The sequence below is a fragment of the Prauserella salsuginis genome (genome assembly GCF_024648885.1).
Lineage (GTDB): Bacteria > Actinomycetota > Actinomycetes > Mycobacteriales > Pseudonocardiaceae > Prauserella > Prauserella salsuginis.
Genome location: NZ_JANBBF010000014.1, coordinates 20485 through 36006, shown reverse-complemented (window position 1 = coordinate 36006; position 15522 = coordinate 20485). Strand labels below are relative to the sequence as shown.

Here is a 15522-nt window from a genome sequence, read left to right as displayed (position 1 = left end):
GACAACCGCAGAGTCTTCAGTGCTAGGAGGGCACACGAATGAGGAGATCCAAAGCAATCTCCGCCATGGCTGTGACGGCTGTGTCGGCTCTGGTGCTGACCGCCTGTGGCGGCGGAGGAGGAAACTCGGACGGCTCGTCGGGCGACGTGTCGAGCATGGCCGAGGGCAAGGCACAGGAGGGAGATGTCTTCAAACTCGCCGATGTGCCGGAGATGGACCCGGTGACCGTCGCGATCGACGACAACTTCACCGCCTACAACAACGACACCGCGGACGCGAACAGCTCGTACAACAACTACGTGCTGACCTCGGTGCTCACCGCCCCGACCTTGCTCGACGGCAACAACGAGGTCCTGACCAACGGCGACGTCATGGAGTCGATCGAGGTCACCTCCGAGGACCCCTACACCGTCGAATGGAAGATCAAGGAAGGCGCCAAGTGGTCCGACGGCGAGCCGTGGGACTGCTCCGACCTCTACCTCGCCTGGCTGTCGCACTCCGGTAAGGCCGAGGGGTTCAACGTCGCCTCCAGCACCGGCTACGAGCTGATCGAACAGCCCGAGTGCAAGGACGCGCAGACCTTCACCGCCGAGTTCTCGCAGCCCTACATCGACTACAAGGGCCTGTTCTCCGCAGGCGCCGTCCTCCCGGCGCACGTCCTGGAGGAAGGGACGGGAATCGACGACATCACGTCGATCAAGCCGGACTCGCCGAAGGTCTCCGACGTCGCCGAGTTCTGGGCCGGCGAGTGGAAGGGCTTCGACGCCGAGAAGATGCCGGGCTCGGGTCCGTACAAGATCAAGAGCTTCGACCGGAACTCCGGCAACGTCGTGCTCGACAAGAACCCGGAGTGGATCGGCGCCAAGGGCGGTCCCAAGGAGATCACCGTCCGCACGATCCCGGACACGCAGGCCATGGCCACCGCGTTGGAGAACGGCGAGATCAACGTCGCCGCGTCGACCCAGCCCGACTCCACCGCGGCCACGACGATGCAGAACCTGGAATCCCAGGGCGTCACCTACGGTTCCGCGCCGCAGCTGACCTACGAGCACCTGGACCTGAACTTCAAGCGCATCTTCGCCGACGAGGCCGCCCGCAAGGCGTTCTTCGCGGTCGTGCCCAGGCAGCAGATCGTCGACAAGCTGCTGAAGGGTGTCCAGCCGGACGCCGAGGTGCTGCAGAGCATCGTGTTCTTCCAGGGTGAGGACGGCTACCAGGACGTCTACAGCGACAAGGCTGACCAGGGCGCCGAAGAGGCCGAGAAGATCCTGCAGGAAGCTGGCTGGGAGAAGGGCAACGACGGCATCTACGCCAAGGACGGCAAGCGCCTCTCGATCGAGATCTCCCACAACGAGAACGCCCGCCGGAAGCAGACCGTCGAGATCATCCAGTCGGCGGCGGCGAAGGCCGGTATCGAGGTCAAGGACGACCAGGACGCCAACTTCCTGGCCGGCCGGGTCGACAAGGGTGACTACGACGTCGCGCTGTTCGGCTGGTCCTCGGAGCCGTTCAAGACCACTCAGGCGGACCTCTACTCCTCCGACGGCGGTCAGAACTGGCAGGGCCTGGAGAGCAAGGAGGTCGACGAGGCCTACGAGTCGGCCGTCGCCGCCACGAAGGAGGACGAGGCCCGGAAGCACTACCAGGAGGCCGACAAGGCACTGGCGAACGAGCACGCGACGCTCCCGCTGTTCGCCACGCCGTCGATGTGGGGCTTCCGCGGAATCGACCGCGTGTACATGCAGTCCTACAACGGTGCGCTGTGGAACGCCGGCGAGTGGGAAGCCGCCGAGTGATCACTCGGCTTCTTGCTCACTGACAGTGGGTGAGACCACTCGATCGCGCTGACGTGGACCGTCGGGGGTCGGACAGACCGTCCGGCCCCCGACGTCCGACGTAAGTACCTGTTTACTCTGCACTCGGAACCACTATCGTGGCGCGAGCAGTAGCGCATGATTCCGGGCGGCGCTCGGACTAGGAGCAAGTCGTTGAACCTGGTTGTCTACATCCTTCGCCGATTGGCGATTTCGATTCCGATCCTGTTTGTCGGAAGTTTCCTGGTTTTCTGCATGGTCGCGGCCGCGGGTGATCCTCTCGGCGAACTGAGAACGCAACCAGGGGTGAGTCAGGAGTCGATCAATCAGCTGTCGCACCAGCTGGGGCTCGACAAGGGCATCGTGCCGAGATACTTCGACTGGCTCGGTGGCTTCCTCACCGGCGACTGGGGTATTTCCATCGCTCAGGGCTCGAACATGGAGCCCGTGTTCCCGAAGGTCATGAGTGCCTTCGAGGTCACGATCCAGCTGATCCTCGCCGCGGAGATCATCGCGCTGCTGCTGGGTGTGGCCGTCGGTGTGCTCGCGGCGGTGAAGCAGTACTCGCCGATCGACTACATCGCCACGACGCTGGCGTTCATCTTCTTCTCGATGCCGATCTTCTGTGTGGCGATCGTGCTGAAGATGTACGGCATCGACCTTAACGTGATGATCAACGACCTGGGCTGGGATTCCTGGCTGGGCAATCCGTTCCTGAAGACCACGAGCCCCGAATCGCTCAGCGGGGACGGCTTCTTCGGCTCGATCATCACCTACATCGGCGGGTTGCTGCTGCCGACCCTGTCGATCATGTTCATCAGCTTCGCGGCCTACAGCCGCTTCCAGCGGTCGTCGATGCTGGAGACGATGAACATGGACTACGTCCGAACGGCGCAGGCCAAGGGCATTTCGCAGGGTCGCGTGATCATGCGGCACGCCTTCCGGAACGCGCTGATCCCGGTGACGACGCTGTTCTCGGTGAACTTCGTGACGGTTGTGACCGGCGCGATCATCACCGAGCGGGTGTTCGCGTGGAACGGTATGGGCTCGGTGCTCGTCGAGGCCGTGAACAAGAACGACCCGAACACGCTGATGGGCTGGATCGTGGTCATCGCCATCGCGGTGGTCGTCGCCAACCTCATCGCAGACCTGGTTTACGGCATTCTGGACCCGAGGATTCGCGTTGGCTGACTTGAACTCGATGGAGGCCGGTGTCGAGTCCGGCCACGGCAAGAACACCGGCGGGAGCGCCCCCGAGGCGCTTCCGGAGGCCCGCAGTCAGGGCAGGATGGTGCTGCGGAAGTTCCTGCGGCACAAGCTCGCGATGGGCAGCGTGATCGTACTCGCGCTGATCATCCTGGCGTCGATCATCGTCCCGCTGTTCTATCCGCACAGCTTCGCCGACGCGTCGTTCTCGTCCTATGTGGATCCGAGTGTGGAACACCCGCTCGGCACCACCCAGGTCGGCAAGGACATGATGGCCCAGGTGCTCAGGGGAACCCAGTTCTCCCTGCTCATCGCCATCACCGTGGCCATGCTGACGACGATCATCGGCGTCGTCCTCGGTGCGCTCGCCGGCTATCTGCGCGGGTTCACCGACTCGGCGATCTCCCGGCTGACGGACCTGTTCCTGATCGTGCCGTCGATCGCGGCCGCGGCGATCATGGTGCGGGTGCTCAGCGGCAGCTGGTACGTCGTGGCACTGGTGCTGGCGATGTTCGCGTGGATGCCGATCGCCAGGATCACCCGCGCCGAGGCGATGTCACTGTCGCAACGCGAGTTCATCGAGGCCGCACGTGCCTCCGGTGCCGGTACCGGACGGGTCGTGTTCAAACACCTCGTGCCGAACATGGTCGGCACCATCACCGTGAACGCCACGCTCGCCGTGGCGCAGGCGGTGCTGGCCGAGGCGGCGCTGTCGTTCATCGGCCTGGGCGTGCAGATCCCGGACACCTCGCTCGGCCTGGTGATCTCGGAGAACTACGAGCAGATGCAGGGCAGGCCGTGGCTGTTCTTCGGTGCGTTCACGGTCCTGGTTCTGATCTCGCTGACGATCAACTTCATCGGTGACGGGCTGCGGGACGCCTTCGACCCGCGCCAGCGGGGCGTAAAGGCGTGAGGCCGACGACGGGCCGCCACCCCACGGGGTGGCGGCCCGTTTCGGTTCCGTAGCGGGCCGCCGGGGATTGAGCGCCGGGGGCTCAGCCTGGCCGGGGATTCACTGCCGCCGAGGATTCAGTGCCGCCGAGGATTCGGTGCCGCCGGAGACTCAGCGCCGCTGGGGCTCGGTGCCGCCGGGGACTCGTAGCGGATCTCCGGGCGTGGCCTCGGCGCTCGGCGAAACGGGATGTGCCGGAGGACGGGCGCGAGGATCTCCTCGCGCCCGTTTTCGTGTGTTCGAGGGATTTTCCGGTGCCGGGTGCCCATCCGCGCGGGATTCGGTGCCCGCTGAAAAACGGGGCGGTGGCCGTTCCTTTCGGAATCGACCACCGCCCCGTTCGCCTGCTGCGGCTATCTCATTCGGCGAGCGTGTAGCGGCCCGCCTCCCAGGCTTCGCGGCGTTCGCGCTGCTTCGTCGGGTCGGCCACCGGGGCGGCGGCCAGCAGGCGCTTGGTGTAGTCGTGCTGCGGGTCGTGCAGCACCTGGTCCCGTTCGCCGACCTCGACCAGCTCGCCCTTGCGCATCACCGCGACCCGGTCGGCCAGCAGGTCCACGACGGCGAGGTCGTGGCTGATGAACAGGCACGCGAAGTTCAGGCGCTGCTGCAGGTCGAGGAACAGGTCGAGGACCTTGGCCTGCACCGATACGTCGAGCGCCGACGTCGGCTCGTCCGCGATGAGCAGCTTCGGGTCGAGCGCCAGCGCGCGTGCGATCGCGATGCGCTGCCGCTGACCACCGGAGAGCTCGTGCGGGTAGCGGTTCCGGTAGTGGCCGGAGAGCTGCACCTGGTCGAGCAGGTCGGTCACCCGCGAGGTCAGCGCCGTGCCGGAGAGCACCTTGTGCAGCACCAGCGGCTCGGCGATCGATTCGCCGATCGTCATCTTCGGGTCCAGCGTGGAGGCCGGGTCCTGGAAGACGATGGAGAAGTAGCGGCGCAGCGGCCGCAGCTGCTTCGTCGACAGCTTCGTGATGTCACGGCCGCCGACGGACACGGTGCCGGAGGTCGGGTCGAGCAGCCGGGTCGCACACCGGCCGACGGTCGATTTGCCGGAGCCGGACTCGCCGACCAGGCCGACGATCTCGCCTCGCTGGATGCTCAGCGACACGTCGTCGACGGCGCGGACCTTGTTCTTGCGGCCACGGCCGGGGAACTCCAGCACGATGTTCTTGAGTTCGAGAGCGGGTGCCTCGTCCTTGACCTCGCTTGCGAGTTCCTCTTCGACCGCTTTGAGCCGTTCCGCGACCTCGGAATCGGAGATCTCGGGCTCGGACGTCGCGGCAGGCTCGGACTCGAGGAGCCTGCGTCCCGCAGGGCGCGATCCCAGCACGGGCACCGCGGACAGGAGGCGCCGCGTGTAGTCCTCCTGCGGGTTCGCGAACAGGTCCTCGACGGGCGCCTGTTCGACGATCTCGCCGTGGTACATCACGAGCACGCGGTCGGCGAGGTCGGCGACGACCCCCATGTCGTGGGTGATCAGCACGATCGCGGTGTTGAGCTCGTCGCGCAGCTTGCGCAGCAGCCCGAGGATCTCCGCCTGCACGGTCACGTCGAGCGCCGTCGTCGGCTCGTCCGCGATGATGATCTTCGGGTCGCAGGAGATCGCCATCGCGATGACCACCCGTTGGCGCAGACCGCCCGAGAGCTGGTGCGGATACTGCGTGATCCGCGTTTCGGGCTCGGGGAAGCCGACCAGTTCGAGGAGCTCGACGGCGCGCTTGTCGGCGGCGGCCTTCGACATGTTCTTGTTGTGCGCCCGCAGCGACTCCCGCAGCTGCCAGCCGATGGTGTACATCGGGTTCAGCGCGGTCATCGGCTCCTGGAAGATCATCGCGACGTCGTTGCCGCGGTGCTTGCGCAGCTCCTTGGGTGGCAGCCCGCCGAGGTCGAGGTCCTCGACCTTGCGCGCACCCGTGATCGACGACGTCTTCGGCAGCAGCCCGGGAACGGACATCGAGGTCACGGACTTACCCGACCCGGACTCACCGACGATCGCGAGGATCTCCCCGGGTTCGACGTCGAAGCTGATGCCCTTGACGGCATCGACCGGACCGTCCTCGGTCTTGAACGAGATGTTGAGGTCCGAAATGGACAGGACTGGCCCGGTTGTGCCGGCGGCCTGCGGTGATTGTGTTTCTGTGCTCACCAGATGCCCTTCGAGTGCGGGTTCGGGTGCCACGTTCGGTGGTCGTGGACGTGGCCGCGAGGATAGTCGACATGGGCCGTTCGAGGGACGGGCCGAAGGAACTAATGTTGAGCTGTGATCTCGGACGATGAGCGCGGGACCGACCGGCAGCGCGGGACCGACGGGCGCAGGGTCGTGCTGGTGCATGCGCATCCGGACGACGAGAGCATCACGACGGGCGGCACGATCGCCCGCTACGCGGCCGAGGGGGCACATGTGACCGTGGTCACGTGCACGCTCGGTGAGGAGGGCGAGATCATTCCGCCCGCCCTGAGCGAACTCGGCGCGTGGGCGGGCGACCAGCTGGGCGGATACCGCAGTGCGGAGCTCGCCGCTGCGGGACGGGCCCTGGGCTGGACCGCCCACCGCTACCTCGGCGGCATGGGCCGTTGGCGCGATTCGGGGATGGCGGGCACGCCGTCGGCGGAGCATCCGCGCGCGTTCGTCGGCGGCGACCTCGACCAGCAGGCCGAACAGCTGACGGCGATCCTCGACGAGCTGCGGCCCCAGGTCGTCGTCACCTACGACAGCCACGGCGGGTACGGCCATCCGGACCACATCCGTGCCCACGAGATCACCATGGCGGCGGCGCCGCGGGCAGCGTCGGTGCAGCGGGTGTTCCACACGGTGTCCTCGCGCAGGGCGGTGACCGACGGCCTGGCCGCCCTGCGCGCCGCGGGCGACGTCGGGTTCCGGGTGCCCGCCGACGACGAGCTGCCGACGACTCCGGACGAGGCAGTCACGACGGTGGTCGACATCCGCGCGCACCGGTGGCGCAAGTTCGCCGCGCTCGCCGCCCACGAGACGCAGGTCGACGTCGGGCCGGACTGTTTCGCCCTGTCCAACGGCATCGCCCAGCCGGTTCCCGGGGCCGAGCACTTCGTGCTGGCCCACGGCCCGGCCGAGGGTGCGGAAACCGATCTGTTCGGAGGGCTGCGGTGAGTGCCGAGCGGCCGCGGATGGCCACGGCTGCCTGGCTCGTCCTGCTCTCGGTCGACGCTGTGCTGCTGGCGCTGCTCGAACTGTTCTTCCTGCCGATCCGGCTCGACGGAACCCTGCTGCCGCGTTTCGGCGACGTGCCGTTCCCGATCGTGGTGGTACTCGCTGCCCTGACGACGCCGTGGCTGGTGGCGGCGGCGAGCAGGCTCGGTGAGCGCAGGTTGGGCATGGTGCCGCTCGGGGTGTGGGTACTGACGGTGTTGGTGGTGGGCATCGCGGGCCCCGGCGACGACCATGTGCTCGTCGCGGACCTGCGTACGCTGCTGCTGCTCGCCTGCGGGGCGCTTCCCGCGGCGCTCGTGCTCGGCGGTGTCCTTGGCCGCGCGGCACGGGACGCGAACCGGCGGAAGTCGTCGGTGCAGGAGAAGCGCACCGGGCCGAGCCCGACACCGACACGGAGGTAGACGCGGACATGGCCGAGCACATCACCGACGCCTACGTGGTCAGCGTGCTGCGTCCCTACGTGCGTGCCACGGGGCCGCTCGTGGACGCCCTGCGGGAGAAGGACCCGTTCTCGGTGCTGGCGCGTGAAGCCGAGGACCCGGTGATCGACGAGCCGCGGGTGCGCGACCGGCTGCTGCACGGGCTCAACGCCATGAAACTGCCGGGCACCGCCGCGTGGACGGACATGGACACCGAGGCGCGAACGAAGTGGTGGACGGGCCGGGTGGGCCGGTTCACCTCGTTGCTCGCGGCCGTCCCCGGAATCGCGGGCGCGGTGTCGGACCTGTTGCCGGTGCAGGACACCATCGGCGCGGCGGGTCAGGGCCTGCTGCTGTGTGCGCTCGCAGGCGAACGTGGCCACACGGATGTGGCCACGCGGGTGCGACTGATCGCCTGGGTGCTGTTCGAACGGGACATCCCGGCCGAGCTCGCCGAGGGCAGGAACGCCGACCGTGACGCCGAGGACGCCGAGACCGAGCGCCTCACCGAGGAACTCGACGGCGAACGCTCCGCGCGTGGCAAGGCTTCGCTGAAGACGGTGGCCCGCACGCTGTGGCACCTCGGCCGGTCCCTGCAGGAGATCCCGGACGAACTGGAGAAACGGCCGAGCGGGCGCTTTTACCACAAGGCGTTCGGGCTGCTGCCCGGTATCGGCATGGCCGCCGACTATCTGGGTGAGCGGTCCGGCCTCAAGCGGGTCGCGAAGCGGGCGGACAAGTGGTTCGCCGCCCATCCGGCCCCGGCCGCAGGCCGTGGTGACGTGCCACCCGGCCGCGACTGACACGCCGGGATCGACACGCTCGGATCGACACAACGGAACCGACACAACGGAACCGAGGCACCGGGACCGGTGTACCGGAACAGGTGTACCGGCGGGATGCAGCCGGCGGTGAGCCTGGGCTCCGTTGCGGCGGGGTTGCGGCGGGGTTGCGGTGGGTCAGCGCCAGAACATGAACGCCAGCTGGCCGAGCTGTGCGGCGATGTCGCTGCCGCCGACCGCGCCGAAGATGGCGCCCGTGACGTCCCACAGCGCGGCGCTCACTCCGGGCACGGCGATGATGAAGGCGAACAGCACCAGCGGAGCCCATGGTCGGGCCTTCGCACCGAACTCCCGCGCCTGCGGCGACAGGTACGGCTCGATCGCGCCGTAGCCGTCCAGTCCCGGCACGGGAAGGATGTTCAGCACGAACGCGAGAATCTGCACCGAGGCCAGGTAGGACAGGCCGATCATGAGTCCGGCGGGCAGCGGGGCGAGCACGACGACGAGCGTCAGCAGGATGCCGAGGGCGAGGTTGCTCAGCGGACCCGCGAGCGACACCCACGACGACACCTTGCGCGAGCGCAGCGCCCACCGGTTGATCCACACCGCGCCGCCGGGCAGCGGGATACCGCCGATGGCGAGGATGATCAGCGGCAGCACCAGCGACAGCACCGGATCGGTGTACCGGCGGATGTCCATCGACAGGTAGCCCTTGAGTGCGACCTCCCTGTCACCGCCGCGGTAGGCCACGATCGCGTGACCGAACTCGTGCAGTGTCAGTGACACCGCCCAGCCGCCGAGGACGAGTACGACGACGCCGAGCGTGCCGACGACGTCGCGGTCGACGCCGTCGAGGCCGACCGACAGCGGCGGGAACAGTGCGCAGAGCACGCCGCCCACGGCTGTAGTGGCGAGCAGGGCGTAGAAGAGCGGGCTGGGCCGGACCACCGAACGTTGCACGTGCCCATCCTCGCGCATCGGGTGCATGGCCGGTGTAAGTGGCGGGGGCGGCTGCGACCGGTGGTCCGGTCCACACGTCCGCCGATCGGTGCGGCCGGGTCGACGGAGGCTCGTTCACCGTGGTGGGATCGGTTGCGGAACCAGGTGTGAGATCGGCGTGTGGTTCGCTCGGCGTGTCCGCTTGCAAAACCGCCGCGATCTATCCCCCATCCTCGCTACTCCGCTTGACCTCGCCGCACTACACAGGTGTAATCACATTGATGTCATTCGCTGCCGAAGGGGGGCAGTGCAGGGCAGGTTCGCACTGCGAACCGGTCTGACGGGCTCAGGGGACGAACACCGCCAGCCTGGGAGTGCGTGAAAGCGAGGAGGCGGACGTGCGGTTGGACATGACGGGAACCGAGCGGGGGCGGCCGGTGGACCGGGCGGCTCAGGCGGACGGCGAATTCGAGGCTCTCGCGGAGCTGCTCGACGTCACCGAAGAGCAGGAGTGGCAGGAACGCGCTCTCTGCGCGCAGACCGACCCGGAGGCGTTCTTCCCCGAGAAGGGCGGTTCTACGCGCGAGGCCAAGCGGATCTGCCAGGGCTGCGAGGTCAAGGACGACTGCCTCGAATACGCGCTGGCGCACGACGAACGCTTCGGCATCTGGGGCGGACTGTCCGAACGGGAGCGCCGCAAGCTGAAGAAGCGCGCCGTCTGACGGTCCGCGCGACTCACTCGTACGGGCAGGCGTAACGTGCGCACGCGAGTGCGCGCGAGGGGAGAGTCCGAGGCGGGTGCCTGCGACGTTCACACGCTGACGCTGCGACGGGTGATCCGCTTGTAGGTCATCCGTCGCGGTCGGTGATTCCCCGCGCTGGTGATCCTCCCGCGCTGGTAATCCTCGAGCCCCGGAGTGACTCAGTGTCCCGAACATCGCAGTCCGGCCCTGCCGAATCCGACGGCCCCGGTTCCGGCCACGACGAAGCCGATTCGGCCGCAACCACCGGTTCGGACGACGTGGCCGGTGTGGACGACGTGGCCGGTGTGGACGACGTGGCCGGTTCGGACGAGGCGGCTACGGACTCGGTGCCGCCCGACGTGACCGCTGACGGGGACGAGCAGGCTGACGGAGACGAGCAGGCAGGCGCGGACGAACCGGTGGGCGCCGACGAACCGGTGGGCGCGGACGAGGCCGCCGACGAGGAACCGCCGGACGTGACGGCCGGTTCGGACCACTCCGACGACCCGGACGAGACACCGGAATCGGCCGGGACACGGCAACCGGACGAGGCACGGCCGTCGGACGACTCCGTGCCACAGGCCCGGCCGGACACGCGGCAGGACGGGCCCGCGTGGCGACGATTCCTGATCGCACCCCCGACCGTGCTGGCCGGATCGCTCGCGGTGCTGTCCCTGCTGCTCCACGGAATCGTCGGGGACCGCCTCGGGTTCGATCTCGCAGGCGGCGCGCTGCTGCCCGTCGGCGACCTCGGCGCCGTGTGGTCGGCCTATCTCGACGCGTGGCACGGGGTAGCGGGCGGCACGACGAGCGCCGGCTCGCCCGCGCTGGCCGTCCTGGGGGCTGCGGGCGCGGTGCTCGGCGGCCCGGCCGTGGCCGTGTCGCTGCTTCTGCTGCTCGATCTTCCCGCCTCGGCGCTCGTCGCCTACGCGGCGACGCGGCGCCTCACCACGCGGCGGTGGGCGCGTGCGGGCGCGGCCGCCGCCTACGCGCTGGCTCCGGCTGCGGTCGACGCGGTCGCGTCCGGGCGGATCGGTGTGGTGGTCGTCCACATCGCGTTGCCCGCGGTCGTCGCCGGCATCGCGTCGCTGCTGACCAGCAACGACGTGCGCAGACTGCCGCTCGGCGCGTGGTGCGGGCTGGGCATGACGTTGATCGGGGTGTTCTCCCCGATCAGTTACGGCATGGTGCTGTTGGGGCTGGTCGTCGCGTTCGTGACGTTGCCCGTCCCGGGAGGCCGGTCCTGGCAGGGGCTGCCCGCGCTGACCATGGTGGTGTTGCTGCCGCTCGCGCTCGCCCTGCCGTGGCTGCCCACGCTCGTCAGGCATCCGGAGTTGCTGTTGCACGGGCTCACGGGCCCCGCCGACGCGGCATCCGCGGTGGGCCTGGTCGGGTTGCATCCGTCGGGCGGCGTGCCCCTCGGGCTCGTACTGGTGGTCGTCGCCGTGGTCGCGGTCGTGGTCGCGGCGTCCGTGCGGATGGCCGCGGGGGCGATGCTCGTGGTGATCGGCTGCGCGGGCGCGGCCGTGACGCAGCTCGTGCGGGCCGAACCGGTCACGGGCGGTGACGCCATGCCGGGATACGCCGGGGCGCCGCTGGTGATCGTCACTGCCGGGCTCGTCGCCGTCGTGCTCGGCGGCCGGCTCGGCGCGGGTGCCCGTGCGGGTGCCGGTGCGCCGAGGACCGCGGTGCTCGGCGGCTCGGCCGTCACGCTGGCCGTGCTCGCGACGGCCGCGTTGCTCGGAGGTGCAGGCGAGGTGCGCACGGGCGGCGGTGTCCGCCTGCCCGCGGCGCTCGATGACGAGCTCGACGACAGTGGACGTGGCGTCCTGGTGCTCGGCCACGACGGGCCGGGCGGGTCGGCGCCGGACCGGTTGACGGCCGGGCGCACCCCAGGGTTCGGCGACGACGCACTGTCTCCCGTCGGGGGCATGGCCGAGCGGCTCGAAGGCTGGCGCAACGGGCTACTCGGCGGCTCCCGCGACGCCGTGACGAACGCCGCCGCGGCCGGTGTCGAGTTCGTCGTGCTGCCGCCCGGCGAGAACGGCGACGCGCTGCGCAGCGACGCGAGCGATCTCGTGCGTTCCGCACCTTCGGCGTCCGACGGCCGCGCGGTTCTGCGCCTGACCCCCGAGGCGGGCCAGGTCACGCTCGTGTCCCCGGAACAGGCTCATCGTGCGGTCAGTGGAAGCGCCCCGAACGACGAGCTCATGCGCGGTTCGGCGATCGCGCCGGTGGACGCGCGCCTGCCCGACGCGCGTGTCCGCGTCTCCGAAGGGCCGGACGGCAGGCTCCTGGTCCTGGCCGCGGAGTACGAACCGGGGTGGAGCGCCACGGTGGACGGCGAGCCGGTGCCGATCACGCCCGCGTGGGGGCACCAGGTGTCGGTGGCGGTACCGGAGTCGGAATCGGAGGTCGTGGTGCGCTACACCGCGCCGTGGCACTCGGTGTTCCTGCTCGTCAGCGTGGCCGCGCTGCTGTTCGCGGCGCTCACGGCGGTTCCGGGGAGGGCGCGGACGTCCCGCGGCCGGTGATGCGGTGGCGGGTCAGTGGCCGCCGTCGATAATGTCCGGCTCCACCCCGATGTAGGCGGCGATCTGTTCGACCAGCACGTCGTGCACCAGATCGGCCAGGTCGGAGGGGTCCTGGGCGCGCGCTTCGAGCGGCCTGCGGTAGAGCACGATGCGCGCGCGGGTCGGCAGACCGGAACGGTCGACCCCCGCCGGGACCAGCCGCGACAACGGCACGGCCCCGTCGTGCAGCACCCCTTCGTCGACGGTGCCCGGCGGGCCGTCCTTGACCTCCGGGACGTCGTCGACAGCGACGTCGAGCTTGGTCAGCTCGCTGCGCCAGCGACCTTCGATGGGTTCGAGTGCGTCCAGCACCAGCGAGTCGAACCGCTCGGCGGGACTCGACGCGGCGGGCAGGCTGGCCGGATACAGCGGGCCGCGGAGGCCCCGCCCGTGGCGGTCGCGTCGCATGCGCCGTCGAAACCGTGCACCTCGAGCCGTCGTCACCGGGCCAAGGGTACCTATCCGCCCACCCCGACCGCACCAACCTTCCCGGCGACCCACTCGGCGGGACCACCTATCGGGATTGCCGACGCCCGTACGCGTCCACCGCACGCGATTGGCACTGCCGGGATGGGCGGTGGTGGGAGACCGGTGGGCGCCTACTGCTGGGTGTCGGTATGTCGTCGCAGGGATGGCCTGGGTCCGTACTCGACCACTGCACGGGGGCGGCACTGCCGGGATGGGCGGTGGTGGGAGACGGGTGGGCGCCTACTGCTGGGTGTCTGTATGCCGTCGCAGGGACTGCCCGGGTCCGTAACTGACTACTGCACGGGGCGGCACCGGCGCGATGGGTGGTGGTGGGCGACGGGCGGGCGGGCGTGTCAGCTACCCCTCTTGCGGGAGGAAGGGCTATCGTGATCAACCGTGCGGAGCGTACGGAAGTGTTCGCGGACGGGCTGTCATGAGCCCGCCGTCGCTACGCTGACCTACGCCTACGGCGACTCGACGGCCGTGGTGGGTCCGCTCGCGACCTCGTCCGAGCCGCACTCCTACGACCTGTGCGAGGCGCACGCGATGCGGTTGACCGTGCCGCGAGGCTGGGAGGTCGTGCGGCACGAGGGTGACTTCTCACCGCCGGAGCCGACGGTCGACGAGTTGACTGCGCTGGCTGAGGCCGTACGGGAGGCAGGCCGTCCGGAGCCGGTCGAGCAGCCGGCCGCGGTGACGGACCGTTCCGGGGAGTCGGGCGCGATGGGCACGACGGGTACGGAATCGGGCAGGCGCGGACATCTGCGCGTTCTCCCCGGGCACGCCTGACCCGCCTGACCGATTGCGCGATGCCGGTGGTGCCGGCTGCGACGGCGCACGCCGACGTCGGCTTCGGGTGATCCCGTCACCGGCGGAGCACGCTCCGTGATTCCGGCCGCGTGGCGTCACCGCTCCGTTGGGTTGATCGGGCGAATGGGTAGGCTCCGGGGCGAGATTTCAGGCTCTGGGGAGTCACCAATCGGATGATCTGGGAGTGAGGCGTGTCAGACCTGTCGGCCATCGTGAAGGCCTACGACATTCGTGGCGTCGTCGGTGACCAGCTGGATGCAGGCCTGGTGCGGGACTTCGGTGCCGCGTTCGCCCTGCTCATCAAGCCCGACTCGCCGTCGGTGGTCATCGGGCACGACATGCGTGATTCGTCGCCGGAACTGGCGTCCGCCTTCGCGGACGGGGTGACGTCGCAGGGTCTCGATGTCGTGTCGATCGGCCTGGCCAGCACCGACGAGCTGTACTTCGCCTCGGGCAAGCTGGGTATGCCCGGTGCGATGTTCACCGCGAGCCACAACCCGGCGGAGTACAACGGCATCAAGCTCTGCCGGTCCGGCGCCGCTCCGGTCGGCCAGGACACCGGTCTGGCGGAGATCCGCGACACGGTCGAGCACGGTGTGCCCGAGTTCGCGGGCCAGGCGGGTGAGATCACCGAGCGTGACGTGCTGTCCGAGTACGCCGAGTACCTGCGGTCACTCGTGGACCTGACGGGGATCCGCCCGTTGAAGGTGGTCGTCGACGCGGGCAACGGCATGGGCGGCCACACGGTGCCCACCGTTTTCGACGGACTGCCCATCGAGGTCACGGCGATGTACTTCGAGCTCGACGGCACGTTCCCGAACCACGAGGCCAACCCGCTCGACCCGAAGAACCTCGTCGACCTGCAGGCGAAGGTCCGGGAGACCGGTGCGGACGTCGGCCTGGCCTTCGACGGCGACGCCGACCGCTGTTTCGTGATCGACGAGAACGGCGACCCGGTGTCGCCGTCGGCGGTCACGGCGCTCGTGGCGACCCGGGAACTGGCCAAGGAGCCGGGCGGGGTCGTCATCCACAACCTGATCACGTCGAAGGCCGTGCCGGAGATCGTCGCCGAGCAGGGCGGCACGGCGATCCGCACGCGCGTGGGCCACTCGTTCATCAAGGCCGAGATGGCGCGTACGGGCGCGGTGTTCGGTGGCGAGCACTCGGCGCACTACTACTTCCGCGACTTCTGGCGTGCTGACACGGGCATGCTGGCTGCGCTGCACGTGCTCGCCGCGCTGGGTGAGCAGCCGGGCACGCTGTCGGAACTGACCGCGCGGTTCTCGCGGTACGCCGCCTCCGGCGAGATCAATTCCACGGTCGAGGACCAGGCAGGCCGGCTCGCCGCGGTGAAGAAGACCTACGAGGGCCGCAGCGGTGCGTCGGTGGACGAGCTGGACGGGCTGACGGTCGACTTCGGCGACCGCTGGTTCAACCTCCGTGCGTCCAACACCGAGCCGCTGCTGCGGTTGAACGTCGAGGCGCCCGACGAGGAGGCCGTGGCGGCGCTGACCGACGAGGTACTGGCCATCGTCCGTGCCTGAGCGGTCCGCGGCGGAAACCCGACCGGCCGCGGACGAACAGTTTTCGACTGCCCTCCGAGAGGAGGGCCAACCGTGGTAAATAGGA

Annotated in this window: 13 protein-coding genes; 10 read left to right on the top strand and 3 right to left on the bottom strand. The window is 69.2% G+C overall.

Annotated elements, in window-relative coordinates; all coding sequences use genetic code 11:
• Positions 1-38: 38 nt before the first annotated feature.
• The 3 genes from LY40_RS22670 to LY40_RS22660 all read left to right on the top strand — a co-directional run bounded on the left by LY40_RS22670 (position 39) and on the right by LY40_RS22660 (position 3933).
• Positions 39-1796, top strand: a complete 1758-nt coding sequence (locus tag LY40_RS22670; RefSeq protein WP_258938080.1) for an ABC transporter family substrate-binding protein — start codon at positions 39-41, stop codon at positions 1794-1796.
• Between the two features lie 192 nt (positions 1797-1988).
• Positions 1989-3005 (top strand): ABC transporter permease, encoded by a 1017-nt coding sequence (locus LY40_RS22665; protein WP_183783274.1) that lies wholly within the window; start codon positions 1989-1991, stop codon positions 3003-3005.
• A gap of 1 nt (position 3006) precedes the next feature.
• Positions 3007-3933: an ABC transporter permease gene (locus LY40_RS22660; RefSeq protein ID WP_372497775.1), complete on the top strand. Its 927-nt coding sequence runs from the start codon at positions 3007-3009 to the stop codon at positions 3931-3933.
• Between the two features lie 397 nt (positions 3934-4330).
• Here LY40_RS22660 and LY40_RS22655 read toward each other — a convergent pair whose 3' ends face one another.
• Positions 4331-6118 (bottom strand): ABC transporter ATP-binding protein, encoded by a 1788-nt coding sequence (locus LY40_RS22655; protein ID WP_258938079.1) that lies wholly within the window; start codon positions 6116-6118, stop codon positions 4331-4333.
• Between the two features lie 114 nt (positions 6119-6232).
• Here LY40_RS22655 and mshB point away from each other — a divergent pair, with 114 nt between their 5' ends.
• Genes mshB through LY40_RS22640 form a run of 3 tightly spaced genes read left to right on the top strand, consistent with a single transcriptional unit; the run spans position 6233 to position 8381 of the window.
• Positions 6233-7099, top strand: coding sequence for an N-acetyl-1-D-myo-inositol-2-amino-2-deoxy-alpha-D-glucopyranoside deacetylase (gene mshB / locus LY40_RS22650; RefSeq protein WP_258938078.1), 867 nt, complete (start codon positions 6233-6235; stop codon positions 7097-7099).
• Positions 7096-7560, top strand: a complete 465-nt coding sequence (locus tag LY40_RS22645; RefSeq protein ID WP_372497766.1) for a hypothetical protein — start codon at positions 7096-7098, stop codon at positions 7558-7560. The genes mshB and LY40_RS22645 overlap by 4 nt, the downstream gene beginning before the upstream one ends.
• Before the next feature lie 8 nt (positions 7561-7568).
• On the top strand, positions 7569-8381 hold the full coding sequence (locus tag LY40_RS22640) for a hypothetical protein (RefSeq protein WP_258938077.1): 813 nt from the start codon (positions 7569-7571) through the stop codon (positions 8379-8381).
• 156 nt (positions 8382-8537) lie between these two features.
• On the opposite strand, the gene LY40_RS22635 is transcribed toward LY40_RS22640, so the two are convergent.
• Entirely contained in the window at positions 8538-9320 is a 783-nt protein-coding gene (locus LY40_RS22635) for a site-2 protease family protein (protein WP_183783278.1), read from the bottom strand.
• 377 nt (positions 9321-9697) lie between these two features.
• On the opposite strand from LY40_RS22635, the gene LY40_RS22630 reads away from it, so the two are divergent.
• Together LY40_RS22630 and LY40_RS22625 are read left to right on the top strand one after the other, a co-directional pair.
• Positions 9698-10021 carry a WhiB family transcriptional regulator gene (locus tag LY40_RS22630; protein WP_253855919.1) on the top strand — a complete coding sequence of 108 codons (324 nt, stop codon included), beginning with the start codon at positions 9698-9700 and terminating at the stop codon, positions 10019-10021.
• Between the two features lie 203 nt (positions 10022-10224).
• Positions 10225-12576, top strand: coding sequence for a hypothetical protein (locus tag LY40_RS22625; protein WP_258938076.1), 2352 nt, complete (start codon positions 10225-10227; stop codon positions 12574-12576).
• Positions 12577-12588: 12 nt separating this feature from the next.
• On the opposite strand, the gene LY40_RS22620 is transcribed toward LY40_RS22625, so the two are convergent.
• Complete coding sequence (locus tag LY40_RS22620) at positions 12589-13023, bottom strand: metallopeptidase family protein (protein ID WP_183783280.1); 435 nt, start codon at positions 13021-13023, stop codon at positions 12589-12591.
• A 456-nt stretch (positions 13024-13479) separates the two neighbouring features.
• On the opposite strand from LY40_RS22620, the gene LY40_RS22615 reads away from it, so the two are divergent.
• Together LY40_RS22615 and LY40_RS22610 are read left to right on the top strand one after the other, a co-directional pair.
• A complete protein-coding gene (locus LY40_RS22615; protein ID WP_183783282.1) occupies positions 13480-13872 on the top strand; it encodes a DUF3499 domain-containing protein in 393 nt (130 codons plus the stop codon).
• Positions 13873-14084: 212 nt separating this feature from the next.
• Positions 14085-15437, top strand: coding sequence for a phosphomannomutase/phosphoglucomutase (locus LY40_RS22610; protein ID WP_183783284.1), 1353 nt, complete (start codon positions 14085-14087; stop codon positions 15435-15437).
• Positions 15438-15522: the final 85 nt, after the last annotated feature.

Excerpts from the sequence above, each read along its gene's own strand:
- LY40_RS22670 (WP_258938080.1), top strand. The coding sequence starts at position 39 with ATGAGGAGATCCAAAGCAATCTCCGCCATGGCTGTGACGGCTGTGTCG.
- LY40_RS22640 (WP_258938077.1), top strand. The coding sequence starts at position 7,569 with ATGGCCGAGCACATCACCGACGCCTACGTGGTCAGCGTGCTGCGTCCC.
- LY40_RS22620 (WP_183783280.1), bottom strand. The coding sequence starts at position 13,023 with ATGCGACGCGACCGCCACGGGCGGGGCCTCCGCGGCCCGCTGTATCCG.